Source organism: Martinezella tropici, from assembly GCF_003287875.1.
GTDB classification, from domain to species: domain Bacteria; phylum Pseudomonadota; class Alphaproteobacteria; order Rhizobiales; family Rhizobiaceae; genus Rhizobium; species Rhizobium tropici_C.
In genome coordinates, this window is the sequence record NZ_QMKK01000011.1 from 120,000 (window position 1) to 144,826 (window position 24,827).

The window sequence follows — 24,827 nt, forward strand, 5'->3', positions numbered from 1 at the left end:
TGCAAAATATCCATAACTCAAACCCCGCCGATCCCCGCCTTCTCGCACCATTCGCGCAAAGGTGCGAGCGCTTCATGCTCGAAGGCTATGGCGAGATAGGCGAGCGTGCGCGGCATATGCCTCAGATAGCCTGGCTTGCCGTCACGCTGCAAGAGCCGCACCCAGAGGCCAGCGAGCTTGCAATTGCGCTGCGCCGACATGATCGCCCAGCTCTTCAGGAATCTAGCCTCGTCGAAGCCGCCCTGGGCATGGCGAAGTGCGAGATAGTCCGCCATCAGCTGGTCATGCAGATCGCGCTCGATCGTCACCCGCGCATCCTGCACCAGCGAAGCGACGTCATAGGAGGTCGGCCCGATCATCGCGTCCTGGAAATCGATGAGGCCGATACGCTTTATGCCCTGTTCATGCGCCCGCCAGATGATATTCGGCGAATGCATGTCGCGCAGCAGCAGGTTCGTTTCCGCGTCATCGAGCTGATCTATCAACTTGTCCCAGATCGTCAGATAGTCGGCCCGTTCCTCGTCGCTTGCCGGCGCGCCCCGCTTCCAGGGCAGATGCCAGTCGAGCAACAGCCGCGCTTCCATCTTCATCGCGGTCCGGTCGAAATCCGGAATGTGATGGACGTGATCGGGCGTGACTGGAATATCGCGGGGAATCGAAAGGCCGTGCAGATGCGCAAGGCAGGCGACGCTGGCACGATAGCGTTCGGCAATAGGCTTTCCCTCGGCGTCGAGCACGCCGCCGGTGCCGAGGTCCTCGATCAGAAGAATGCCCTGGTCGTAGTCGGCGGCGAAGATTTCCGGCGCAGCGAAACCGTTCTCGCGCAGGATATTGGCGACCGCAACGAAAGGATAGGCATCCCAGGCCAGATGCGCGACCTTCGGATAAGGCTTGCCGTCGAGCACGGCCGGCCCTTCCGGCAGGCGTGGCCAATCCATCAGGATCACGCGGCCGCCACCGTCCTTGGGATAGATGGACTCATAGGCACGCAGCGAGGCATCGCCCGTGAGGAAGCGCCTATGAGCACTGCGATAGCCATGCGAATCGAGAAAGGTGCGGATGGCTAGCACGCGCTCGATGCGCGCCATCTGTTTGGCCGGTGCCGTGATTGCGGCGCGCCGCCCTTCGCCCTCATGCGTGAGCTTGAGGTCCACGCGCTCATTCGGCAGTTCTCCGTCGGCCATTTCCGGCCATTCGACGAGGCAGATACCGGTCTGCAGGGCCTCGTCAAAGCCGAGCTCCGTCAATTCGCTCGGATCGCCGAGGCGATAGAGGTCGAAATGCGAGACCGGGATGCGCAACTCATAGAATTGCACCAGCGTGAAGGTCGGGCTCGGCACATCCAGTTCGGCATCGTCCGCCATGGCTCGCAGCAGCGCGCGTGCGAGCGAGGATTTGCCCGCGCCAAGATCGCCCGACAGTGCCAGACAGTCACCGGCCTTCAAGGCCAGTGCCAGATCTTCGCCGAGCTGGGCTGTGGCCGTATCATCTGCGAGGAAGAGGGAAATGCTGCTGCCGGAGGCTGTCATTCTGCTGCGACGGAATGGGGCAACTCAGCCGAAGGGATCCGGCAGGTCACCATCGTCCCCTTGCCGGCCTGGCTTTCGATGGAAACCTCGCCCTCATGCAGGCTGACGAAGCTTTCGACGATGGAAAGGCCAAGGCCTGCACCGCTGCGCTTGCCGCCCTTGCCGCCGGAGGCGAAGCGGTTGAAGACCGTGTGAAGCAGCTCTTCCGGAATGCCGGGACCTCTGTCTGAGACCGAGAAGACGAAATCCATGCCCTCGCGTCCGCATTTAAGCGAGATCGTCGACCCCTCGGGCGCGAAATTGGCGGCATTGGTCAGGAGCTTCAGCAGGATCTGCTTCAGCCGCTGCTGGTCGGCGACGATGGAGCCGAGATGGGCAGGCACGGTGATCTCAAGCATCACGCCGCTTTCCTGCAGCCGGTCGGCGATCTGCATCGATACTTCATCGAGCAGATCGTTGAGCACGATCTCGGAATAGTTCAGCCGCATAATGCCGGCATCGACCGTCGCGAGGTCGAGAATGTCGTTGACCAGCGTCAGTAGTACGGAAGACGAGGTCGAGATATGGTCGATATATTCGGCCTGCCGCTCGTTCAATGCGCCGATGCCCGGCGTCTTCAGGAGGTCAGTGAAGCCGATGATGTTGGTCAGCGGTGAACGTAGCTCGTAGGAGACGTGCTGGACGAAATCGTTCTTCAGCTCGTCGGCCTTGAGCAGCGCCTCGTTCTTCTCGGTCAGGGCGCGCTCGGCGCGCACGCTGTCGGTCTTGTTGACGAAGGTCAGCATGGTCTGCGCATTCGGCAATGGAATGACGGCGTAGTCGAGCACGAGATTGGAGTAAAGCTCGAGTGTGCCCTGCGATGAAGGCCGCTCGTCGTCGAAGCTGGTGATCTGCTCGGCAAACCGCTTCCAGCCGTCCGTCCGGTCGTAGGAAGGCGCGCACGCCTCCGCCAGAGCCTGGATATGCGTTCCGGGCTTTGCCTGTGCCTCGGTGATGTTCCAGAGGATGCGGAATGCCGGGTTCGACAGTCGGATGCGGCCATCGGGGCCGAAAACGGCGACGCCTTCGGAAAGGTGGTCGATGGTTTCGCCCTGAACCTTGACCAGCGTGTTGTAACGCGTTTCGAGATCGACCTGCTCGGTCAGGTTCTCGAATACCCAGGTGGCGCCACCCTGCGGATGCGCCGTGGCGAAGACCCGGAGAATCTGGCCGTTGGGTAGGTGCCAGAGATCGGCCTGTGTATCGAGTGCGCGATAGACCGAAAGGACGTCGTCCTTCCATGTCTTCCAGTTCAGCTGCTCGGGCAGCTTCTTGGCGCTGCGCAGCCGGTCCAGAAGCTCGCTATTGTCGGGCCGCTTTTCCAGAAATGCTATGTCGAGCTCCCAAAGCTGGACGAAAGCCTGATTGTAGAATTGCAGCCGCCGCTCGCCGTCGAAAATCGCAACCGGCGTCGCCAGATGGTCGAGCGTTTCGGCGTGGCTCTTCAGCGTGCGCGCGAGCTCCGCGCGAACGGATTCCGCCTCGGACACGTCGATGGCGATACCAGCCGATCCGTTCGGAGCCCTGACATCGACGACATCGAAGAAGGTGCGGTTGCCGTGCACGACAGTGGAGATCTTGTCGTGGAAGGGCGATTCCGGCGTGGCCGCCGCACGAATGCGTTCGCGGGCCACCGTCGTCAGGAATTCGCGCCCCTCGCGGAGTGCCTCTTCTGCGGAAACGGCTTCCACCGCTTCGCTATAGGCCTGGTTGACCCAGGTGAGCTTGCCTTCGGTATCGCGTTGCCACACCGGCAGGTCGATGGCATCAAGCAGGCTCTGGAAGGTGGAGATCGAGGTCATCAGCCGGTCGCGCTCGATCTTCAGCTCGGCGAGTTCGGCACGCAGATTGTTGAGCGCGATGAAGCGGACGAAGGCGCGTCCGCCGGAAATGCGGCCCTGTGCCTCCAGGATCTCGTCGCGATTGGTTTCGACCACCATGTCGAAGCTCTGGCCGCTGCCGCGCAGCTTGTCGATCGCCTTGTCGAGTTCGCCGGCCGACCATGATTTCAGCCAGCGGCCAAAGGCCAGGAATTCGTTGTCCTGCGGCGCGCCGGTCTCGACCGGAAGCTGGCCGAGCAGTTCGGGCCGCGCATTCGGGCCGTCCCAGATGACGATGCGGCGGTTCTTGTCGGCAATCAGCGCCTGATATTGCGAAATGCGCTGGTTTGCGTCCGAAAGGGCCGTGCGGATCTCGCGGCTTTCGCTTTCCATGTTGCCGCGCTGTCGGACCATCCACATGGTCGAGAGGAGCGCGGCGGAAATGACGCCGATGATGACAGAGAAGACAGCCATTTCGGATGAGGTGAAGAGACGCATGCTCGCCTGCGCGGCGCTGTTGCTCTGCGCGAGAACGGGACCTGCCAGACCGGTCACGAGGCCGCCGAAAACGCTGAGCCGCAGCAAGCGGCTCAGGCGCGCCAGCCGACCTTTGCCCTGCTTCGTTTTTGCCGATAGCCGATATGAACTACCCCGCTGCAACCGCGCCGCCACTCGGTGTAGCGCTGGTTGATGCAGGTTGTCTTCCCCTTCAAACATAAGAGGTCTGTCTCCGTCCTATAATGTGCCGCATCCTGACAAGACATCCCATTTTCATGGCTCCGGGTGGGCCCGGTTCGTCACGAATCAAGTGTAAAAACAATACTGCCTAAGGAAATCGGCGGGAAGGGAGCTGGCTAAAAAATAAGCCCCGGCACTTTGTCAATGCCAGGGCCACAAGATGTTGTGGATACTGTTTTTTATAATCAGTATCTGTAGTGGTCGGACTTGAACGGACCCTTCGGCGTCACGCCGATATACGAAGCCTGCTCTTCGGAAAGCTCCGTCAGTTTGACGCCGAGTTTGGCAAGATGCAGGCGAGCGACCTTTTCATCGAGGTGCTTCGGCAGCACGTAGACTTCGTTCTTGTACTGGCCGGGCTTGGTGAAGAGCTCGATCTGCGCCAGCGTCTGGTTGGTGAAAGAGGCCGACATGACGAAGGAAGGGTGGCCGGTGGCGTTGCCGAGGTTCAAGAGGCGGCCTTCCGACAGCAGGATGATGCGGTTGCCCTTGGCGAACTCGACCATGTCGACCTGCGGCTTGATGTTCGTCCACTTCAGGTTCCGCAGGGCGGCAACCTGGATCTCGTTGTCGAAGTGGCCGATATTGCCGACGATCGCCATGTCCTTCATCGCGCGCATATGGTCGATGCGGATGACGTCCTTGTTGCCTGTCGTGGTGATGAAGATGTCGGCCGAGGAAACGACGTCCTCGAGCTGAACGACTTCATAGCCGTCCATGGCGGCCTGCAGGGCGCAGATCGGGTCGACTTCCGTGACCTTGACGCGGGCGCCGGCGCCGGAGAGCGAAGCGGCAGAACCCTTGCCGACGTCACCGTAACCGCAGACGACGGCGACCTTGCCGGCCATCATCACGTCGGTGGCGCGGCGGATACCGTCGACGAGCGATTCCTTGCAGCCGTATTTGTTGTCGAACTTCGACTTGGTGACGCTGTCGTTGACGTTGATCGCCGGGAAGGGCAACAGGCCCTTCTGGCTGAGCTGGTAGAGGCGGTTGACGCCGGTGGTGGTTTCCTCGGTCACGCCCTTGATGGCGTCACGCTGTTTGGTGAACCAGCCCGGCGTTGCCTGCAGGCGCTTCTTGATCTGTGCGAAGAGGATTTCCTCTTCTTCCGAATGCGGATGGGAGAGCACGTCCTCGCCGGCTTCGGCACGGGCGCCGAGCAGGATGTACATCGTGGCGTCGCCGCCGTCGTCGAGGATCATGTTGGAGAGGCCGCCATCGGCCCACTGGAAGATCTTGTCGGTATAGGTCCAGTAGTCCTCCAGGCTCTCGCCCTTGACGGCGAAGACCGGGACGCCGGAAGCGGCGATGGCCGCGGCGGCATGGTCCTGCGTGGAGAAGATGTTGCACGATGCCCAGCGCACCTGAGCGCCGAGGGCCACCAGCGTCTCGATGAGAACGGCCGTCTGGATCGTCATGTGCAGCGAGCCGGTGATCCGCGCGCCCTTCAGCGGCTGCGCTTCGCCGAATTCGGCGCGGCAGGCCATCAGGCCGGGCATTTCGGTCTCGGCGATTGCGATTTCCTTGCGACCATAGTCGGCAAGGCCGATATCCGCGACGATGTAGTCCTTTTCAGTGCTCATGAAGGTCTCCAGCCTGAACGATGCAATCGCGCCGCGGGCAACGCCTAGGCCGAATGCAACAAGAATTGCACGCTGACAGCGTGTGGATGATGCCGTGTAGCAGGCTTCAGGTGGGAAATCAATGATGATATAAAGAAGTCTTTATGTCTTTATATCCAGTTGGCAACTGCAGGCAGGGCTTAGATTTCCTCGCCGAACTTGTTGGCAACCAGCTGGTCGAGCGCTTCGAGCGCTTCGGCGGCCTGATTGCCGCTTGCCGTCACCAGCACGCTGCAGCCGGGGCTGGCTGCCAGCATCATCAGGCCCATGATCGAGGTGCCGCCAACCGTCGTGCCGTCCTTCGAGACGGTAATCGCAGCGTCGTAGGCTTCGACGGTCTGCACGAATTTTGCCGACGCACGGGCGTGCAGGCCCCGTTTGTTGACGATCAGGAGTTCCCGGGAAAGCTCGGTCATGGGGGCGGTGTCTGCCTCGTTATTTGCCACTGAGCACACGGCTGGCCACGTTGATATATTTGCGCCCGGCCTCCGAAGCTTCCACCAAGGCCCTTTCCATGTTGTTGTCGCCGCGCACGCCCGCAAGCTTGATCAGCATCGGCAGATTGACGCCAGCGATGACCTCGGTGTGGCCGCTATTCATGACGGAGATTGCGAGATTGGAAGGAGTGCCGCCGAACATGTCGGTGAGGATGATGACGCCATGCCCGTCATCCGCACCGGCAACGGCCTGCAGAATGTCCTGCCGCCGCTTGTCCATGTCGTCTTCGGGACCAATGCATACCGTCTCTATGAACTTCTGCGGACCAACGACATGCTCGACGGCATGCCGAAACTCTTCAGCCAGCTTGCCATGAGTGACAAGCACAAGTCCAATCATGATATTACTGCTCCCATGGCATACGCAAACAGGTGGCCCATATCGCAATGCAGCAATGTCGTCCACCGGTGGGGGGACATCTTGGCCATGAAAAGGCGAAGTGCAAGCTTAAAATATAGGATTTATGTGCCTGTACGGGCCTAAATGGCCGATTGGCCGAAACTCGCGCCGATTTTCGCCATTATTATGGCCAGCGGATTCGCGGAGGTTGCGGCCACGCGGATCAGGGGCAACCGGATGGAGCCGGTAATATCGACCTGCTCGTCCTCCGGTGGCAGCCTTTCCGCCGATTCCGGGTCGACCGGGCGGATGGCAAAGTGCATTTCGCCCTCGGAAATATAAGGCATCCGAACGATACCGGTATAGCGGATTTCCATGAGCCCCGCGATCGAGGGCGGGCATTTCGCGAGAACGGAGCCATTCTGTTCTGTGATCAGCACTCGGTCGTCTGCGATCAGGCTCGCGGCAAGCCCGAGCGGCCTGGCTGCCGCCAGGGATGAGAAGGCAAGAGTGGATTTGCCGCTGCCCGAGGGGCCGAGAAACAGAAGCCCGGTCGTACCGATGACGATTGCAGTGGCGTGGATATTGGTCGCTTCGCCGGCCATGCGAGCGCTCACGCCGTCGTCCGGGCGGGCAGCGACAGGATGAAGCGGGCGCCAAGCAGCGTCGAGCCGTCGCTGTCGACGATGTTCTCGGCGCGCAGCGACCCACCATGCGCCTCGGCAATCTGCCGGCTGATCGAGAGACCGAGGCCGGAATTCTGCCCGAAACCTTCGGATTCGGGCCGGTCGGTGTAGAAGCGTTCGAAGATGCGGTCGATGTTTTCGGCCTGAATGCCGGGACCATTGTCTTCGATATAGATGACGCAGCGCGTCCGCGTCCGCGTCAGCCGCACGGTGATCTTGCCGGTTTCCGCCGGGACGAAGGATCGCGCATTTTCAATGAGATTGGTGACGATCTGGCCGATGCGCAGGTCGTGACCGTCGATGGAGAAGTTCGCCCTGTTGCCCGGTTTGCGGTCGACGATATAGTCGATCTCGACGGCTTTCTTGCTGTGGCCGACCTGTCTGGAAATCTCGATCATGTCGCGCAGCAATACTTCCAGATCGAGCGACTTGGCATCCGAACGTGCAAGCTCGGCATCGAGGCGCGATGCATCGGAGATATCGCTGATCAGGCGATCAAGGCGGCGAACGTCATGCTGGATCACATCCATCAGCCGCTTCTTGGAATCGTCGCTCTTGGCAAGCGGCAGCGTCTCAACGGCGCTGCGCAGCGATGTCAGCGGGTTCTTGAGCTCATGGCTGACATCGGCGGCAAAACTCTCGATCGCATCGATACGATCATAGAGTGCCGAGGTCATGTCGCGCAGCGCGATCGACAGGTTGCCGATTTCGTCCTGGCGGGCTGAGAAATCCGGAATCTCCTCGCGCTCCTTCGCCCCGCCGCGACGCACGCGGATGGCAGCCGCCGAAAGCCGGCGCAGCGGATTGGCGATGGTGGAGGATAAAAGCAGCGACAGAACGACGTTGACCAGCGTCGCGACGCCGAAGACGCGCATGATCGCCAGGCGCTCGGCATGGACGATCTTGTCGATATCGCCGGCCTGGGTCGACAGCAGCAGCACGCCGAGCACGGCGCGGAAGCGCTGGATCGGCACAGCGACCGAAACGATCAGCTCGCCTTTCTCCGTGGTGCGGACAACAGCGCCGCGCACGCCCGTCAGCGCGTTCATGACTTCCGGATAGATGGAACCGTCGCCGCCTGGCGCTTCCTTGTATACGGGCAGGTTGCCCGGCTGCAGCATCTTGTTGAGCAAACCGCTGAACCAGTCGGACCAGCTCTGCTTCTCGTCGTCGACCGGCGGCAGGTCGTAGCGCAGCACCTGGCCGCGCGAATAAAGATGGCGGCTGTCGAGCAGCAGGTTGGCATCGGCATCGAAGATGCGGGCGCGGGTGCGCGTCGGAGAGATCAACCGTGTCAGCACCGGCGCCACTTTCTCCGGATCGATCGGGAATTCCAGATCCTCGTCGTTCGGAACCGGCGTGATGCTCTGGCCCGCCTGCAGTTCCAGCAGCTTCTGCGGATCGATGGTGATGGAATTGGTGTCGACCGATGCCGAAGCCGAGACGGCGCCTGCGATGATCTCGCCCTGCGTCAGCAGGCTCTCAACGCGGGCATCGATCAGGCCTTCGCGGAACTGGTTGAGGTAGAGAATGCCGCCGACGAGGACGACCAACGCCGCTAGATTGAAAAACAGGATGCGCCGCGTCAGGCTCGAAAAGACGGCATTGCCGAAGATGCGGCGGATCAGAACGAAGGGATGGGTCCAGCGCCGGCGCGCGATTCGAGCGCCGCTCGGGCTTTCCGAGTCGTCTATCTCTCTGTCCTGCACCAGCTGCGCCAAGCCAACGGCCCTTTCGAAGAACGGGATCGGCGATCCCGTCCGCATGCTCTTATTCCATCGTCCGCCGTATGGTCCAGTTAACTCTTATGCAGCTTCGCGGAAGCGGTAGCCGACGCCATACAGCGTCTCGATCATATCAAAATCGAGGTCGACCATCTTGAATTTCTTGCGTAGCCGCTTGATGTGGCTATCGATCGTGCGGTCGTCGACGTAGACCTGCTCGTCATAGGCCGCGTCCATCAGCGCGTCGCGGCTCTTGACCACGCCCGGGCGCTGGGCAAGGGAATGCAGGATGAGGAACTCGGTGACGGTGAGCGTCACTGGCTCGCCCTTCCAGGTGCAGGTATGGCGTTCCTGGTCCATGACGAGCTGTCCGCGCTCCAGAGAACGGGCCTGCTGGGCAGCCCCTGGCTTCGCAACGGCATTGCCGCCGGCAGCATTTGCGGCTTCGCGGGCGGAGGCACGGCGAAGCACCGCCTTGACGCGTTCGACCAGCAGGCGCTGCGAAAACGGCTTGGTGATGAAGTCGTCAGCGCCCATCTTCAGGCCGAAAAGTTCGTCGATCTCTTCGTCCTTCGAGGTGAGGAAGATCACCGGCAGGTCGGATTTCTGGCGCAGTCGACGCAACAGCTCCATGCCGTCCATGCGCGGCATCTTGATGTCGAAGATCGCCAGTTGAGGCGGCCGGGCCAGCAGGCCGTCCAGCGCCGAAGCTCCGTCCGTGTAGGTCTCTACCTTATATCCCTCTGCTTCCAAGGCGATAGAAACGGAAGTCAGGATATTGCGGTCGTCGTCAACGAGCGCGATTGTCAACATGGTGTTCGTCTCCGTCATCAGTGCGCGTCTCCCGGATTTGGAATCCAGCCCAGGCGGTCTGCCAGCTCGGTCGGCGGTAACCTGGCGCGCTTATGGGGATAAAGGTGGAACAAATTGTGGCAAAGATAAAGGGGAGGATTGTCGCGAGGAAAAACCCTTGTGCAGGGGTTGTGTGACGTGACGTCCCTCCACCCTCTATTCAAACGATTTAAAATTGAGGAAATTTATTTAAATCGATTAAATAACTGATATCATTAAATATTTCTCGCTTATGGCTCTTGTGCTTTTAAAAAGAGCCCTCTACGCTTTAGTTAGTTCTAACGGCCAAGCCCCTTTGTAGAGGAAAAAGTGATGGAGCAATTCGGCGTTCGCAATCCCGCAACGGAACTGGGATCGATCGGCCTGGGAGCCGCCGCCAGTGTTCGCTATAACCTCATGGAAGCTCATCTTTATGAGGAAGCGATTCGCCGGCGCGAAGCCGATCTGACCGCCGATGGCGCGCTCAGGGCCTTGACCGGCCAGCACACCGGCCGTTCTCCGAAGGACAAGTTCGTGGTGCGCAATGCCACCACGGAAGATCAGATCTGGTGGGATAACAACAAGCCGATGTCGCCGGAGCATTTCGAGCTGCTTCATGAGGACATGCTGGCCCATGCCCGCGGCAAGGACCTGTTCGTGCAGGATCTGATCGGCGGCGCCGACGTCGACTATGCTTTGCCGACGCGCGTCATCACCGAATTCGCCTGGCACTCGCTGTTCATCCGTAATCTGCTGATCCGCCCCGATCGCGCGGCACTGGAAAGCTTCGTGCCGCAGCTGACGATCATCGACCTGCCGAGCTTCCGCGCCGATCCGGAGCGCCATGGCTGCCGCACGGAAACGGTGATCGCCTGCGATCTCGTCAACGGTATCGTCCTCATCGGCGGCACTTCCTATGCCGGCGAGATGAAGAAATCGGTCTTCACCGTCCTGAACTACCTCCTGCCGGAACGCGGCGTCATGCCGATGCATTGCTCGGCCAATGTTGGCCCCGAAGGCGATGCTGCGATCTTCTTCGGCCTGTCGGGCACGGGCAAGACGACACTCTCGGCAGATCCGACCCGCACCCTCATCGGTGATGACGAGCATGGCTGGGGCGAAAACGGCATCTTCAATTTCGAAGGCGGCTGCTACGCCAAGACCATCCGCCTGTCGCCCGAGGCCGAGCCGGAGATCTACGCCACGACGCGCCGCTTCGGCACCGTCCTGGAAAATGTCGTGCTCGACGAGCATGGCCGGCCGGATCTCGATGACGGTTCGCTGACGGAAAACACCCGCAGCGCCTATCCGCTGCATTTCATCCCGAATGCTTCGGAATCCGGCATCACCGGTCATCCCGAGACGATCATCATGCTGACGGCAGACGCTTTCGGCGTCATGCCGCCGATCGCCAGACTGACGCCGGATCAGGCGATGTACCACTTCCTATCCGGCTACACCGCCAAGGTCGCCGGTACGGAGAAGGGCGTCGTCGAGCCGGAAGCGACCTTCTCGACCTGCTTCGGCGCTCCCTTCATGCCGCGCCATCCGGCCGAATACGGCAACCTCCTCAAGGAGCTGATCGCACGCCACGGTGCCCGTTGCTGGCTGGTCAACACCGGCTGGACCGGTGGTGCCTACGGCAAGGGAAGCCGCATGCCGATCAAGGCAACCCGTGCATTGCTCGCTGCCGCCCTGAAGGGCGATCTCGACAATGTCGAATTCCGCATCGATCCGAATTTCGGCTTTGCGGTTCCGGTCGCGGTCGACGGCGTCGATACCGCGATCCTCGACCCGCGCTCCACCTGGGCCGATGGCGAAGCCTATGATGCGCAGGCCAGCAAGCTGGTGCAGATGTTCGTCACCAACTTCGCGAAGTTCGAGGATCATGTGGACGGCAACGTCCGTGATGCCGCTCCGGGGATCCCGGTTGCAGCGGAGTAAGTAATCTCACCGGAGCAATGACTCACGTGAAACCCGGCGGCCAGTTCGCCGGGTTTTCATTTTATCTGTCAGTAGTTTTCAACCGCGCATCAATGTGGGATAGACAGGCGCGGAGAAAATCATGGCCAGCGAAGCGCTTTACATCAACGATCGGATCACGATTGCCGGCTGGGAGCTGACGGAACAATTCGTTCTGGCGGGCGGTCCCGGCGGTCAGAACGTTAACAAGGTCGCAACCGCTGTCCAGCTTTTCTTCAACGTCCAGAATTCCCCGTCGCTGACGGAGCGCGTCAAGGCGAATGCGATCAGGCTCGCCGGCCGGCGGGTTTCCAAGGATGGCGTTCTGATGATCGAGGCCAGCCGCTTCCGCAGCCAGGATCGCAATCGCGAGGACGCGCGCGAACGCCTGAAGGAGCTGATCCTCGAAGCTGCCGCCCCGCCGCCACCGCCGCGCCGAAAGACCAAGCCGACGAAGGGGTCGATCGAGCGCCGATTGAAGGAGAAATCCGGGCGCTCCGAGGTCAAGAAGATGCGCGGCAAGGTCGGCGGCGACTAAGGTTTGGTTTTCGGGCTGCAGTTTTGATTTGGTTGGGTAAAATGAGGCTTTGTCAGGCAAGTTCGGCGTTGCCGTAACTCTGTGCCTGGGCCTTCATCCTAACCTTCTCCCCGCAATGCGGGGAGAAGGGACGACAGCGCTAAACAACGAAAGCTCTCTGCTCGTGACGAGTTGGCGTCGGACACGATGGATCCCCTCGCCCCGCTTGCGGGGAGAGGGCTGGGGTGAGGGGCCAGGCACAATAGTTCGGCAATGACCGCTCACCTGACCGGCATCATCGTAGGAAACCAAAATGCTGCTCCCCAACGGAATTCGCCATCTGCCCGGATATCTCGACCGCCCCGCCCAGGAAGCCTTGGTTGAAGCGATCCGCGGCGTCGTGGCCGAGGCGCCGCTCTACACTCCGGTCATGCCGGGCACCGGCAAGGAAATGTCCGTCCGCATGACCAATTGCGGTTCGCTCGGCTGGGTGACGGACAAGCAGCGCGGCTATCGTTATCAGTCGACCCATCCGATCACCGGCCGCCCGTGGCCGGCCATACCGCCACAACTGCTCGATTTCTGGCGCAATATAGCAGGCTATGAAAAACCTCCGGAGGCCTGCCTCGTCAATTTCTATGGCGACGATGCCCGCATGGGGTTGCATCAGGACCGTGACGAGCAGGATCTCAAGGCGCCTGTGCTCTCGATCTCGCTGGGGAACACTTGCCTCTTCCGGGTCGGTGGCCTCAGCCGCAATGATCGCACGCTATCCTTCAAGCTTGCGAGCGGCGATATCGTCGTTCTGGGCGGTGAGGGAAGATTGTGCTTTCACGGTGTCGACCGCATCTATCCGGCAACGTCGACATTGCTGAAGAACGGCGGACGGATCAATCTTACCCTTAGGCGCGTCCAGCCCTGATCCTCAAAGCTTCCTCAACGCCACCTGCTCGATCAGGTGATTCCTGCCCTTCTGCAGGATGAGGTCGGCACGCGGCCGCGTCGGCAGGATGTTCTGGCGCAGGTTCTTCAGGTTGATGTTCTTCCACAGCCCCTCGGCGATCGCCAGCGCCTCGTCCTCGCTGATGGAGGCGTAGCGATGGAAGAAGGAATTGGGATCGCGGAAGGCCGTCTCGCGCAGCCGCATGAAACGGGCGACATACCAATTGTGGATCAGTTCTTCGTCGGCATCGATATAGATCGAGAAGTCGAAGAAATCCGAGACCATGGGTACGATCTTGCCGTCAGCCGGCAGATGCCGCGATTGCAGCACGTTGATGCCTTCGAAGATCAGGATATCCGGGCGGTCGACCGTCTTGAATTCGTTCGGCAGCACATCATAGACGAGGTGCGAATAGGAGGGCGCCTGCACATTCGGCTGGCCGGCCTTGATCGCCGAGAGGAAACGCAGCAGCGCTGCCGTATCGTAGCTCTCCGGAAAACCCTTGCGCTGCATCAGGTTGCGGCGCTGCAGCTCGGCATTGGGATAGAGAAAGCCGTCCGTGGTGACGAGATCGACCTTCGGGCTCGACGGCCAGCGGCCCAGCAGTTCCTTCAGGATACGGGCCGTGGTGGATTTGCCGACAGCGACCGATCCCGCGATGCCGATGACGAAGGGCGTCTTGGCGATATCGGAAAGGCTGAGGAAGCGATTGCGCTGCTCGAACAGGATCTGCGAGGATTCCACATGCGAGGACAAGAGCCGCGACAGCGACAGATAGATGCGCCTGACTTCGTCGAGATCGATCGGGTCGCCCATGGAGCGCAACCGCTTCACTTCGTCTGATGTCAGCGTCAGCGGCGTGTCCGCGCGGAATTTCGCCCATTCTTCCGAGGAAAAGAAATAATAGGGCGAATAGGCTTTCGCCTGGAAAATATCGAGCGTCTCGTGTGCCGGCTCGGTCTTGGTCGCTGTCGTCATCGCGTTCTTACCGGCTTGCCTTCTCTTGAAGGCCGGATTGACTGGTGCGCCTTTCGAGCTCACCCATGACATTCTCTAACGGAATGTCCGCAATCTTCAATACGACCATAAGATGATATAGCAGATCGGCGGCCTCATAGGTAAGATTGTCGCGATCGTTGGTGACCGCTGCCATCACGGCCTCGATCGCTTCTTCGCCCAGTTTCTTCGCTGCCTTCGGCTGGCCGGCGGCAACAAGCTTCGCTGTCCAGGATTCGTCCGGCGAAGCCTTGGAGCGTTCCTCGACGATTCGTTCGAGGTCGGAAAGGGTAAATCCGCTCATCGCTTGCTGTCTCCTAATCCAGCCGCATCGGAATGCCGCGCTCGGCCATGTAGCGTTTTGCCTCGCCCACCGAATAGGTGCCGAAATGGAAGATCGAAGCGGCGAGCACCGCCGTCGCATGGCCTTCCTTGACGCCGGCGACGAGGTCGTCGAGATCGCCGACGCCGCCTGACGCGATAACGGGCACGCGTACCGCATCGGCGATCGCCCGCGTCAGCTCCAGATCATAGCCGACCTTCGTGCCGTCGCGGTCCATGGAGGTGACAAGCAGCTCGCCGGCACCGCGCTCGACCATCTTGCGGGCAAAATCGACGGCGTCGATGCCCGTCGCGTTGCGGCCGCCATGGGTGTAGATTTCCCAGGCGCTCAGATTGTCGCCGCCGAGTGCCTCGGTGCGCCGCCGCTTGGCATCGATGGAAACGACGATGCACTGGTTGCCGAACTTGTCGGCCGCTTCGGCCACGAAATCGGGATTGTTGACCGCCGCCGAATTGATCGAAACCTTGTCGGCGCCGCAAAGCAGCAGCTTGCGGATATCGGCAATCGTGCGAACGCCGCCGCCGACCGTGACCGGCATGAAGCACTGTTCGGCTGTGCGGGCCACCACGTCGAAGATGGTGTCGCGATTGTCGGAGGAAGCGGTGATGTCGAGAAAGCAGAGTTCGTCGGCGCCGGCCGTGTCATAGGCCTTGGCGGCCTCGACGGGATCACCGGCATCGACAAGATTGACGAAGTTGACGCCCTTGACGACGCGGCCGTCCTTGACGTCGAGGCAGGGGATGACGCGGGCTTTCAGGGTCATTGCGCTGCCTCCTTGGCCTGCTTGATCAGCGCCAGTGCTTCCGTCGGATCGATCCGGCCATCATAAAGAGCGCGGCCAGAAATCGCACCCTCCAGTTTGCGGGCGTCGGGCTGGATCATGCGCTTGATATCGTCGAGCGAGGCGAGGCCTCCGGAGGCGATGACGGGGATGGAAACGGCATTGGCCAGTTCCAAAGTCGAGTCCCAGTTGATACCGGTCAGAATGCCGTCGCGGTCGATATCGGTATAGATGATCGCGGCAACGCCGGCGCCCTCGAATTTTTTCGCGAGTTCGATGACGCCGAGTTCGGAAGCCTCGGCCCAGCCCTCGACCGCCACTTTGCCGCCCTTGGCGTCGATGCCGACGGCGATATGGCCCGGATACCGCCGGCAGGCTTCGATAACGAGCGCCGGATCGCGCACGGCGACCGTGCCAAGGATGACGCGGGCAAGCCCGCGCGACAGCCAGTTTTCGATATGATCGAGGGTGCGGATGCCACCGCCCAGCTGCACCGGGTTTTTGGTCGCCTTGAGAATGGCATCGACGGCGGCACCGTTCACGGTCTCGCCGGCAAAGGCGCCGTTGAGGTCGACGACATGCAGCCATTCGAAGCCCTGGTCTTCAAAGGCTTTCGCCTGAGCGCCGGGATCGGGATTGTAGACTGTCGCTTGGCTCATGTCGCCGAGCTTGAGGCGCACGCATTGGCCGTCTTTTAGGTCGATAGCGGGAAAAAGTATCATGGTGTCTGTCCTTGGAGCGCGAGCCTTATGGCTTCCAGCGCAGGAAATTGGCAATCAGGGCAAGGCCGAGTTTCTGGCTCTTTTCCGGATGGAACTGCGCGCCGGCAATGTTGTCTCGGCCGACGAAGGCCGTCATCGGGCCGCCATAGTTCGTCGTCGCGATAACGTCGTCGCCGTGGTCGGCGGCCAGATGGTAGGAATGGACGAAATAGGCGTGCAAGCCATTAGGCCCGGTCTCGATCCCCTCGAAGAGCGCGTGCGGGTGGCGGATATCCAGCGTGTTCCAGCCGATCTGCGGGATTTTCAGGCTGGGATCGCTCGGCGTCATTTCCTTGACGTCGCCCTTGATCCAGCCGAAGCCTTTCGTGATGGTCTTTTCCAACCCGCGCGACGACATCAGCTGCATGCCGACGCAGATGCCGAGGAAGGGGCGGGCCTTGTGTTCCACAACGTCGATGACCGCTTCTGTCATGCCGGGCACGGCATCGAGACCGCGGCGGCAATCGGCATAGGCGCCGACGCCGGGAAGAACGATGCGATCCGCAGTTGCGACGCGCTCGGCATCGTCAGTCAGATCGATCTCGGCGTCTATACCTGCCTCGCGGGCCGCCCGCTCGAAAGCCTTGGTGGCCGAGCGCAGATTGCCGGAACCATAATCGATAATCGCGACGCGCATGGTCAGCGTCCTCCATCATAGCCGGGAAGGCCGAAGCTCGGGCCTGGGCGGCTGGTATTCGTGTTGGTGGCCGAGATATCCCAATTTTTCGAATGGATATTCGGGTTTGGCGCCTGTTCTAGCTGTGAAAAGTGGATTTCTTCTGCGGTCGTCAGATCGTGTGCCGAGACGAGGTTTTCAACCGTCCAGCCGCGGCCAAGGAGACGACTGCTGACCGCATGCCGGCCCTCAAGAGCCGCAAGGACATGCACGCCCAGCAGAAGTGCGGCTCCAGCGGCAAAGAAGCCCGGCTGACGCATCAGTTCCAGCGCAATACCCTGCAGCAAAAACGCAGCGATCGCGTGCAGCCACAGCCGATGAAAGAGCATCCAGAGCGTCGGAAACAAAAACGCCGTCCACGAAAAGCCGTCGCGGATAAATCGCGTGTGATCGCGATACCGATCCGATGCTTCGGACCGGTTCGTTGCTCCGGGAGGCGTCAAAATCAGATAGCTTGCCATTCTTCACTTCCCCAGTTTGGGGCTTAGGCGAGCGTGCCTTTCGTCGAGGGCACCCGGCCTGCCTGCCGCGGATCGATCTCGGTTGCGGTGCGCAGTGCGCGCGCAACGGCCTTGAAGCATGTCTCGGCTATATGGTGATTGTTGGCACCATAATGGTTGAGGATATGCAAGGTGATGCCGGCATTCTGCGCTAAGGCCTGGAAGAATTCGCGTACCAGTTCGGTGTCGAAAGTGCCGATCTTCGGGGCGCTGAACGAGACGTTCCAGACGAGGAAGGGCCGACCGGAAAGATCGACGGCCGCCTTCGTCATCGTCTCGTCCATGGCGAGATCGATCGATGCATAGCGGGTGATGCCGCGCCGGTCGCCCAGGGCCTTGGCGATCGCCTGGCCGATCGCGATGCCGGTATCTTCGACGGCATGGTGATCGTCGACATGCAGGTCGCCCTTGGTGTCGATGTCCATGTCGATCAGCGAATGTCGCGACAGCTGTTCCAGCATATGGTCGAAGAAGCCGACCCCCGTCGAAATCGTCGATTTGCCGCTGCCGTCGATATTGACGGAAACGGAGACCGAGGTCTCGTTGGTCTTGCGGGAAACGCTTGCCGTGCGGGTCGCTGCGGTCTCTGCCATGGGCTGCTCCATCGGAATACGGCCGTTCCTTATCAGGCGTATCGGGAAATATCCAGAAGTTACGCAAAGGCCTTACGCGTTTAGCCGGCTTGCCGCCATTATTCGGGCGCGGTTGCCATTTGCAATCGCCAAAACCCCTCTTACATAGGTGCTGACGGGGCCGATACGCGGCCCGGCAGAGAGCCCGCCGAAACGGGGGCAAACAGGTGTTAAATGACGACAATCGTGACTATTCGCAAGGGTGGCAAGGTGGTGATGGCTGGTGATGGCCAGGTGAGCCTTGGCCAGACCGTAATGAAGGGCAATGCGCGCAAGGTTCGCCGCATCGGCAAGGGCGATGTCATCGCCGGTTTCGCCGGCGCGACCGCCGATGCCTTCACCCTCCTCGAACGCCTCGAAAAGAAGCTCGAACAATATCCCGGTCAGCTGATGCGTGCCGCCGTCGAGCTCGCCAAGGACTGGCGTACCGACAAATATCTGCGCAACCTCGAAGCCATGATGCTGGTTGCCGACAAACAAGTAACGCTCGCCATCACCGGCAACGGCGATGTGCTTGAGCCCGAACATGGCGCCATGGCGATCGGCTCCGGCGGCAATTTCGCGCTCGCCGCCGCACGCGCGCTGATGGACAGCGACAAGTCAGCTGAAGATGTCGCCCGCCGCGCTCTCGATATTGCTGCCGACATCTGCGTCTACACGAACCACAATGTGGTCGTCGAAACGCTCGATGCCGAAGCCTAAGACGTTCCTCTCTTGATAGTTTCCAGCCCTGACAGGGAACATACGAAATGACCACTTTTTCCCCCCGCGAGATCGTTTCCGAGCTCGATCGCTATATTGTCGGCCAGCATGAGGCCAAGCGCGCCGTGGCGATTGCGCTGCGCAACCGCTGGCGCCGCCAGCAGCTCGAGCCCGAGCTGCGCGACGAAGTCATGCCCAAGAACATCCTGATGATCGGCCCGACCGGTGTCGGTAAGACGGAAATCTCCCGCCGCCTTGCCAAGCTTGCCGGCGCCCCCTTCATCAAGGTCGAAGCCACCAAGTTCACCGAGGTCGGCTATGTCGGCCGCGATGTCGAACAGATCATCCGCGATCTCGTTGAAGTTGGTATCGGCCTGGTGCGCGAAAAGAAGCGCGCCGAAGTGCAGGCCAAGGCGCATATGAGCGCGGAAGAGCGTGTGCTCGATGCGCTGGTTGGTGCCACTGCCTCGCCGGCGACGCGCGACAGCTTCCGCAAGAAGCTGCGTGACGGCCAGCTCGACGACAAGGAAATCGATATCGAAGTGGCCGATACCGGCTCCGGCATGCCCGGTGGCTTCGAGATCCCCGGCATGCCCGGCGCCAATATCGGCGTGCTCAACCTCTCCGAAATGTTCGGCAAGGCCATGGGCGGCCGCACGAAGAAGGTGCGCACGACGGTCAAGGAGTCCTACAAGGAGCTGATCCGCGACGAATCCGACAAGCTGATCGACAACGAGGCGATCCAGCGGGAAGCGGTGCAATCAGCGGAAAATGACGGCATCGTCTTCCTGGACGAGATCGACAAGATCGCCGCCCGCGACGGCGGCATGGGTGCCGGCGTCTCCCGCGAAGGCGTGCAGCGCGACCTGCTGCCGCTGGTCGAAGGTACGACGGTCTCGACGAAGTATGGTCCGGTCAAGACCGACCACATCCTCTTCATCGCGTCCGGTGCGTTCCACGTCTCGAAGCCTTCGGACCTCTTGCCCGAATTGCAGGGCCGTCTGCCGATCCGCGTCGAGCTCCGTCCGCTGACGAAGGAAGACTTCCGCCGCATCCTGACGGAGCCGCAGGCAAGCCTCATCCGCCAGTACAAGGCGCTGATGGAAACGGAAGACCTGAAGCTCGATTTCACCGACGATGCCATCGACGCGCTCGCCGATGTCGCGGTGCATCTCAACTCCACCGTCGAGAATATCGGCGCCCGCCGTTTGCAGACCGTCATGGAGCGGGTACTCGACGAGATCTCCTATAATGCCTCGGATCGTGCCGGCGTATCGGTGACTATCGATGCCGCCTACGTCCGCGAGCATGTCGGCGATCTTGCCAGCAACACCGACCTGTCCCGCTTCATTCTGTAAGCCGGCCGGCAAAGGCGATTTAAAACAGTAAACACTCGACAGCGGGCCGTTAACTTTTTAGTTAGGGGCCCGTTTCTTGTGTCGCGTGGCTTTATTCGGCCAAGATTATCCGTCAGGCAGCCGCACGGAAACATCGGTGGAAACTTCGACAGGACGGCCATCTTGCGACGCATACTGATCACCCTTCTTCTGGCGGTCGCCAGCTTCTCCTGGATGCCAGCCTATGCGGATGCGGCGACCGCGGTGCCTCCGGGCAACCGCAATGCCGAGCAGCCGCCGGTTCCTGGCGCCTCCGTCCGACGCACGCGCGGCACGAATTCGACCTTTGAACGCAAGTACCAGAAGGTCCGCGAATTGCTGGCGACCGACACCAAGCTGATGGCGAAGATCAAGTCGACGGCGCGCGCTTACGGCATCGATCCGATCCACATCATCGGCGCGCTCGTCGGCGAGCATACCTACAATGTGGACGCCTATGACGGTCTGCAGTCCTATTATGTCAAGGCCGCTTCCTATGCCGGCCAGAGCTTCCGCTTCGCCTATGATGGCGAAAACGTCGATGATTTCGTTGCCCGGCCGCAATTCGATGCCTGCAAAGGCAAGGGTGATTCCTACAGCCTCTGGACCTGCCGAGAAGACGTCTGGGAAGACGATTTCCGCGGCAAGACGGTTGGCGGCAAGTCCTATCCCGACAATCGCTTCAGCGCGGTCTTCTTCCAGCCTTTCTATGCCGGTCAAACCTTCGGCCTCGGCCAGGTCAATCCGCTGACGGCGCTCGAGCTCTCTGACCTCGTCAGCCGCACCTCTGGTGTTGCGAAGCTGGACGAGAAGGATGCCGGCGGCGTCTACAAGGCGATCATGGACCCGGACCTGTCGCTCGCCTTCGTTGCGGCCTCGATCCGCAAGTCGATCGATGACTATCGCTCGATCGCCGGCATGGATATTTCGGGCAATCCGGGCATCACCGCGACGCTCTACAATCTCGGCAATTCCCGCAAGCGCGCCGCCGCCCTTGCCGCCAAGAACCGCGGCTCCTCCCAGCCGGTCTGGCCGGAAGAAAATTACTACGGCTGGCTCATCAATGATAAGCTGAGCGACCTGAAGTCGCTTTTATAAGCGGGCAGCGCGACGTTTTATCGTCTGGATTTTGCAGGCGGCGTTCCCCATATCGAAGGGGTGCGCCGCTCTGATTGCGTTCGTTCGGCAATGGCCAGTTTTCGAGGAGAGTTGATTCATGGATATGATTCCGGAAGCCTTCTCGCCGCCGGCTCCGATCCCGCGCACCGTGCCGCCCTCCCGTTTGACGATCATCCGCACGATCCTGCGCAATCCGCTCGAACTCTGGGGCGAGCCCTCCTATACGCTACCCTGGATCAAGACCAAATTCTTCAACGAGCGGACGCTCATCGTCAATGATCCCGGACTGATCAAGCATGTTCTGGTCGACAATGCCGCCAACTACCGCATGGCCGATATCCGCCAGCTCGTGCTCCGGCCGATCCTGCGCGATGGCCTGCTGACGGCGGAAGGGCCGGTCTGGAAGCGCTCGCGCAAGGCGGTCGCGCCGGTGTTCACGCCGCGCCATGCTCAAGGCTTTGCCGGTCAGATGTTGGGTCAGAGCCTGGATTATGTGAAGAAATACGAGGATGTCGGCAACGAAGGCACGGTGTTCGATATCGCTACCGATATGACCGAACTGACCTTCGCCATTCTGGCGGAGACGTTGTTTTCCGGCGAGATCGTCACCGAAGGCGAGCATTTCGCCGATGAGGTCAACGAACTCCTGCATCGCATGGGCCGGGTCGATCCCATGGATCTTTTGCGTGCCCCGGCCTGGGTGCCGCGCATCACCCGCATCGGCGGCCAGCGCGTGCTCGACAAGTTCCGCGGCATCGTCCGCACCACCATGGACAAGCGGCTGGAAAAGATGCGGAGGGACAGAGCCAGCGCACCGGACGATTTCCTCACGCTGCTTCTCGAAAAGGCCGGTCCGGATGGGCTGACCATGGAGGAGATCGAGGACAATATCCTCACCTTCATCGGCGCCGGTCATGAGACGACGGCCCGTGCACTTGCGTGGACGCTCTATTGCGTCGCCAATAGTCCGCACATTCGCGAGGCTATGGAAGAGGAAATCGACCGGGTACTTGCAACCGATGGCGAACCGGTTGCCTGGCTCGATCTCATGCCGAATGTCCGCGCCGCTTTCGAGGAGGCGATGCGCCTTTATCCGCCAGCGCCGTCGATCAACCGCGCCGCCATCGCCGATGACGAATGGGTAAGCGTCAAGGGCGAGCGCGTGACGATAGAAAAGGGGATCACCGTCCTGATCATGCCCTGGACCCTGCATCGCCATGAGCTTTATTGGGAAAAGCCGCGCGCCTTCATGCCGGAGCGCTTTCTTCCGGAAAACCGGGCCAAGATCAATCGCTTCCAGTACCTGCCGTTCGGCGCGGGCCCCCGCGTCTGTATCGGCGCGACCTTCGCGCTGCAGGAAGCGGTCATCGCCCTTGCCGTCATGATGCGCCGTTTCCGCTTCGACCTGACCGAAGAAACCGATCCCTGGCCGGTGCAGAAGCTGACGACGCAGCCACGCGGCGGTTTGCTGATGCGGGTTACGAGACGATAGAACTGTTTTTGCCGCCTGCCAGCTAGCGGCTTGGCCCGGAAGGGTGCAATAACGGCATCGCAGTGCATTCAAGAGCTGGATATTGCCGTGACATCTCACTTCCTGCTCGGCATCGATACGGGTGGAACCTACACCGATGCCGTTCTCTTCCATGAAACCGATGGCGTGATCGCCAAGGCGAAATCGCTGACGACGCGGCATGATCTGGCCGTCGGCATTGCCGGCGCTGTCGATGCCGTCATCGCCAAGGCCGGTATTCCCGTTTCGGCCATCGGCCTCGTATCGCTGTCGACGACGCTTGCCACCAATGCGCTTGTCGAAGGGCAGGGTGGCCGCGCTGGGCTCATCATGATCGGCTTCGGGCCGGATGATCTCAAGCGTGATGGTCTTGCGGAAGCGCTGGGGTCCGATCCCGTGCTCTATCTCCCCGGCGGCCACAATGTGCATGGCAATGAAAATCCGCTGGATCTGACGGCGCTGCGTGACGCATTGCCGGAACTGGCAAAGTCGGTCTCGTCCTTCGCCGTTGCCGGCTATTTCGCTGTGCGGAATCCGGCTCATGAAATCAGGGTGCGCGACTGCATCCGCGAACTCTCGCATCTGCCCGTCACCTGCAGCCACGAGCTTTCATCGAAGCTGGGCGGGCCGCGCCGCGCCCTGACGACGCTGCTGAATGCCCGTCTCGTATCGATGATCGATCGCCTCGTCGGCGCCTGCGAAGGGTTCCTGGCGACGCGCGGCATTTCCGCACCGATGATGGTGGTGCGCGGCGATGGCGCCCTGATTTCGGCTGACGAAGCCAAGCTTCGGCCGATCGAGACCATCCTGTCGGGCCCGGCGGCAAGCCTCGTCGGCGCGCGCTATCTCACCGGTCTCGACGATGCCGTTGTGTCCGATATCGGCGGCACCACCACCGACGTCGCCGTCATGGAGGATGGCCGGCCACGGCTGGATGCCGATGGCGCCGTGGTCGGAGGCTATCGCACCATGGTTGAGGCCGTCGCCATGCGCACCTATGGTCTCGGCGGCGATTCCGAAGTGAAGATCAACGATCGCGGCCTCGTCGCCGCTTTCGAACTCGGCCCCCGCCGCCTGCTGCCTCTGAGCCTCGCTGCTCATATGCACGGCGCTGTGGTGCTTGAGGTGTTGGAGCAGCAGCTGCGGGCGACGCATCTCGCTCGCAATGCCGGCCGCTTCGCGCTCCGCACCGGCGTGCCGGATCATCTGGCAAGCGGTCTTACGGCACCCGAGCAGGCGTTGTTCGACCGGATTGGCGCTGCTCCCATGGCGCTCGACAAGCTTCTGACGATGACGTCGCAGAAGGCGACGCTGGACAGGCTGGTGGCGCGCGGCCTTGTGCATCTGAGCGGCCTGACGCCCTCAGATGCAATGCATGTGCTCGGCCGGCAGGGCCAGTGGAACGCTGAGGCGGCTCGCCTTGGGTTAGCTCTGGCGATGCGGCTGAAGGACGGTTCCGGACGCGCCATTGCCGCATCCGTCGAGGAGCTGGCGCAGAAGATCGTCGATCGGCTCACGCGTCAGTCCGCGGATGTCATTCTTGCCGCCTGCCTCGCCGAGGATGGCGTTGCCGATCTGAATCCGGCGAAATCCATCTCCATCGATCGCGCCCTTCGCCGAGCGCCGGGCATCGCCCGCTTCGCCATTTCGCTCGATCGCCCCCTTGTTGGGCTCGGCGCTTCTGCCCCGGTCTATTATCCTGCCATCGCGGAAATGCTGGCGACGGAAAGCGCCATTCCCGCCGATTCGGATGTCGCCAACGCCGTCGGCGCCGTTGTCGGCCAGGTGCGCACCAGCGTTACTGTTTTCGTCACCATGCCGGAAGATGGTATCTATGTGCTGAACGGAGCCGGTGAAAGCCTGCGATTTACTGACGAGGACCGGAGCTTCGTCAATGCCCGCTCGCGCGCCGCCGAGGCGGCGATGGCGCAGGCAAGGCTCAATGGCGCGGTGGACCTCGTGTTGGCGATGGATGAGCAGGTGGATGCGCCTGAAGTCGAGGGTAATCGAAAACTGATCGAGGCACGGTTCATCGCGACAGCAAGTGGCCGACCGCGAATCGCCATGAATTGATTATTTCCCGGAGCGCATAAATCTTTCGAACTATTGCCAAATTGACGGAAGCGAAACCATCGGCAAAGTGGCAGCATGTGAAAAATGAGCCGAAAGATGATCTTGAG

23 protein-coding genes are annotated in these 24,827 nt (G+C 61.1%); 8 read left to right on the forward strand and 15 right to left on the reverse strand.

Annotation, left to right across the window (positions count from 1 at the left end):
- Nucleotides 1–17: 17 nt before the first annotated feature.
- The 8 genes from tsaE to DQ393_RS00730 all read right to left on the reverse strand — a co-directional run bounded on the left by tsaE (nucleotide 18) and on the right by DQ393_RS00730 (nucleotide 9,811).
- Nucleotides 18–1,529: a tRNA (adenosine(37)-N6)-threonylcarbamoyltransferase complex ATPase subunit type 1 TsaE gene (gene tsaE, locus DQ393_RS00695; RefSeq protein ID WP_112339907.1), complete on the reverse strand. Its 1,512-nt coding sequence runs from the start codon at nucleotides 1,527–1,529 to the stop codon at nucleotides 18–20.
- Nucleotides 1,526–4,105 carry a PAS domain-containing sensor histidine kinase gene (locus tag DQ393_RS00700; RefSeq protein WP_112339908.1) on the reverse strand — a complete coding sequence of 860 codons (2,580 nt, stop codon included), beginning with the start codon at nucleotides 4,103–4,105 and terminating at the stop codon, nucleotides 1,526–1,528. Before DQ393_RS00700 ends, tsaE begins: the two co-directional genes overlap by 4 nt.
- Before the next feature lie 206 nt (nucleotides 4,106–4,311).
- Nucleotides 4,312–5,712, reverse strand: coding sequence for an adenosylhomocysteinase (gene ahcY / locus DQ393_RS00705; RefSeq protein ID WP_112339909.1), 1,401 nt, complete (start codon nucleotides 5,710–5,712; stop codon nucleotides 4,312–4,314).
- A gap of 179 nt (nucleotides 5,713–5,891) precedes the next feature.
- Nucleotides 5,892–6,167 (reverse strand): HPr family phosphocarrier protein, encoded by a 276-nt coding sequence (locus DQ393_RS00710; RefSeq protein ID WP_112339910.1) that lies wholly within the window; start codon nucleotides 6,165–6,167, stop codon nucleotides 5,892–5,894.
- 19 nt (nucleotides 6,168–6,186) lie between these two features.
- Entirely contained in the window at nucleotides 6,187–6,588 is a 402-nt protein-coding gene (locus DQ393_RS00715) for a PTS sugar transporter subunit IIA (protein WP_015338202.1), read from the reverse strand.
- Between the two features lie 140 nt (nucleotides 6,589–6,728).
- On the reverse strand, nucleotides 6,729–7,193 hold the full coding sequence (locus tag DQ393_RS00720) for an HPr kinase/phosphorylase (RefSeq protein WP_112339911.1): 465 nt from the start codon (nucleotides 7,191–7,193) through the stop codon (nucleotides 6,729–6,731).
- Nucleotides 7,194–7,201: 8 nt separating this feature from the next.
- Entirely contained in the window at nucleotides 7,202–8,995 is a 1,794-nt protein-coding gene (locus DQ393_RS00725) for a sensor histidine kinase (protein ID WP_181592263.1), read from the reverse strand.
- An 84-nt stretch (nucleotides 8,996–9,079) separates the two neighbouring features.
- Nucleotides 9,080–9,811: a response regulator transcription factor gene (locus DQ393_RS00730; protein ID WP_210209400.1), complete on the reverse strand. Its 732-nt coding sequence runs from the start codon at nucleotides 9,809–9,811 to the stop codon at nucleotides 9,080–9,082.
- 351 nt (nucleotides 9,812–10,162) lie between these two features.
- Here DQ393_RS00730 and DQ393_RS00735 point away from each other — a divergent pair, with 351 nt between their 5' ends.
- From DQ393_RS00735 to DQ393_RS00745, 3 genes are all read left to right on the forward strand, one after another.
- The gene (locus DQ393_RS00735) at nucleotides 10,163–11,773 is read left to right on the forward strand and encodes a phosphoenolpyruvate carboxykinase (protein WP_112339914.1); all 1,611 of its coding nucleotides are present in this window, start codon (nucleotides 10,163–10,165) and stop codon (nucleotides 11,771–11,773) included.
- A 121-nt stretch (nucleotides 11,774–11,894) separates the two neighbouring features.
- Nucleotides 11,895–12,329, forward strand: coding sequence for an alternative ribosome rescue aminoacyl-tRNA hydrolase ArfB (gene arfB / locus DQ393_RS00740; protein WP_112339915.1), 435 nt, complete (start codon nucleotides 11,895–11,897; stop codon nucleotides 12,327–12,329).
- A gap of 292 nt (nucleotides 12,330–12,621) precedes the next feature.
- Nucleotides 12,622–13,230, forward strand: coding sequence for an alpha-ketoglutarate-dependent dioxygenase AlkB (locus tag DQ393_RS00745; protein ID WP_112339916.1), 609 nt, complete (start codon nucleotides 12,622–12,624; stop codon nucleotides 13,228–13,230).
- A 3-nt stretch (nucleotides 13,231–13,233) separates the two neighbouring features.
- Here the strand turns inward: DQ393_RS00745 and coaA are convergent, their stop codons facing one another.
- From coaA to hisB, 7 genes are read right to left on the reverse strand one after another with little or no spacing between them, the layout of a single operon-like run.
- The gene (coaA, locus tag DQ393_RS00750) at nucleotides 13,234–14,229 is read right to left on the reverse strand and encodes a type I pantothenate kinase (RefSeq protein WP_112339917.1); all 996 of its coding nucleotides are present in this window, start codon (nucleotides 14,227–14,229) and stop codon (nucleotides 13,234–13,236) included.
- A gap of 7 nt (nucleotides 14,230–14,236) precedes the next feature.
- On the reverse strand, nucleotides 14,237–14,551 hold the full coding sequence (locus DQ393_RS00755; protein ID WP_112339918.1) for a phosphoribosyl-ATP diphosphatase: 315 nt from the start codon (nucleotides 14,549–14,551) through the stop codon (nucleotides 14,237–14,239).
- A gap of 13 nt (nucleotides 14,552–14,564) precedes the next feature.
- Nucleotides 14,565–15,353 (reverse strand): imidazole glycerol phosphate synthase subunit HisF, encoded by a 789-nt coding sequence (hisF, locus tag DQ393_RS00760; RefSeq protein WP_112339919.1) that lies wholly within the window; start codon nucleotides 15,351–15,353, stop codon nucleotides 14,565–14,567.
- Nucleotides 15,350–16,093 (reverse strand): 1-(5-phosphoribosyl)-5-[(5-phosphoribosylamino)methylideneamino]imidazole-4-carboxamide isomerase, encoded by a 744-nt coding sequence (gene hisA / locus DQ393_RS00765; RefSeq protein ID WP_112339920.1) that lies wholly within the window; start codon nucleotides 16,091–16,093, stop codon nucleotides 15,350–15,352. The genes hisF and hisA overlap by 4 nt, the downstream gene beginning before the upstream one ends.
- A 25-nt stretch (nucleotides 16,094–16,118) precedes the next feature.
- Nucleotides 16,119–16,769: an imidazole glycerol phosphate synthase subunit HisH gene (hisH, locus tag DQ393_RS00770; RefSeq protein ID WP_112339921.1), complete on the reverse strand. Its 651-nt coding sequence runs from the start codon at nucleotides 16,767–16,769 to the stop codon at nucleotides 16,119–16,121.
- A gap of 2 nt (nucleotides 16,770–16,771) precedes the next feature.
- A complete protein-coding gene (locus DQ393_RS00775; RefSeq protein WP_112339922.1) occupies nucleotides 16,772–17,269 on the reverse strand; it encodes a DUF2628 domain-containing protein in 498 nt (165 codons plus the stop codon).
- A gap of 23 nt (nucleotides 17,270–17,292) precedes the next feature.
- Nucleotides 17,293–17,901: an imidazoleglycerol-phosphate dehydratase HisB gene (gene hisB, locus DQ393_RS00780; protein ID WP_112339923.1), complete on the reverse strand. Its 609-nt coding sequence runs from the start codon at nucleotides 17,899–17,901 to the stop codon at nucleotides 17,293–17,295.
- A gap of 213 nt (nucleotides 17,902–18,114) precedes the next feature.
- On the opposite strand from hisB, the gene hslV reads away from it, so the two are divergent.
- From hslV to DQ393_RS00805, 5 genes are all read left to right on the forward strand, one after another.
- Complete coding sequence (gene hslV / locus DQ393_RS00785) at nucleotides 18,115–18,642, forward strand: ATP-dependent protease subunit HslV (RefSeq protein WP_095433433.1); 528 nt, start codon at nucleotides 18,115–18,117, stop codon at nucleotides 18,640–18,642.
- A 47-nt stretch (nucleotides 18,643–18,689) separates the two neighbouring features.
- On the forward strand, nucleotides 18,690–20,000 hold the full coding sequence (hslU, locus tag DQ393_RS00790) for an ATP-dependent protease ATPase subunit HslU (RefSeq protein WP_112339924.1): 1,311 nt from the start codon (nucleotides 18,690–18,692) through the stop codon (nucleotides 19,998–20,000).
- A gap of 162 nt (nucleotides 20,001–20,162) precedes the next feature.
- A complete protein-coding gene (locus DQ393_RS00795) occupies nucleotides 20,163–21,116 on the forward strand; it encodes a DUF1402 family protein (protein ID WP_112339925.1) in 954 nt (317 codons plus the stop codon).
- 118 nt (nucleotides 21,117–21,234) lie between these two features.
- Entirely contained in the window at nucleotides 21,235–22,629 is a 1,395-nt protein-coding gene (locus DQ393_RS00800) for a cytochrome P450 (RefSeq protein WP_112339926.1), read from the forward strand.
- A gap of 87 nt (nucleotides 22,630–22,716) precedes the next feature.
- Nucleotides 22,717–24,720 (forward strand): hydantoinase/oxoprolinase N-terminal domain-containing protein, encoded by a 2,004-nt coding sequence (locus DQ393_RS00805; protein WP_112339927.1) that lies wholly within the window; start codon nucleotides 22,717–22,719, stop codon nucleotides 24,718–24,720.
- The last annotated feature ends 107 nt before the right edge of the window (nucleotides 24,721–24,827 follow it).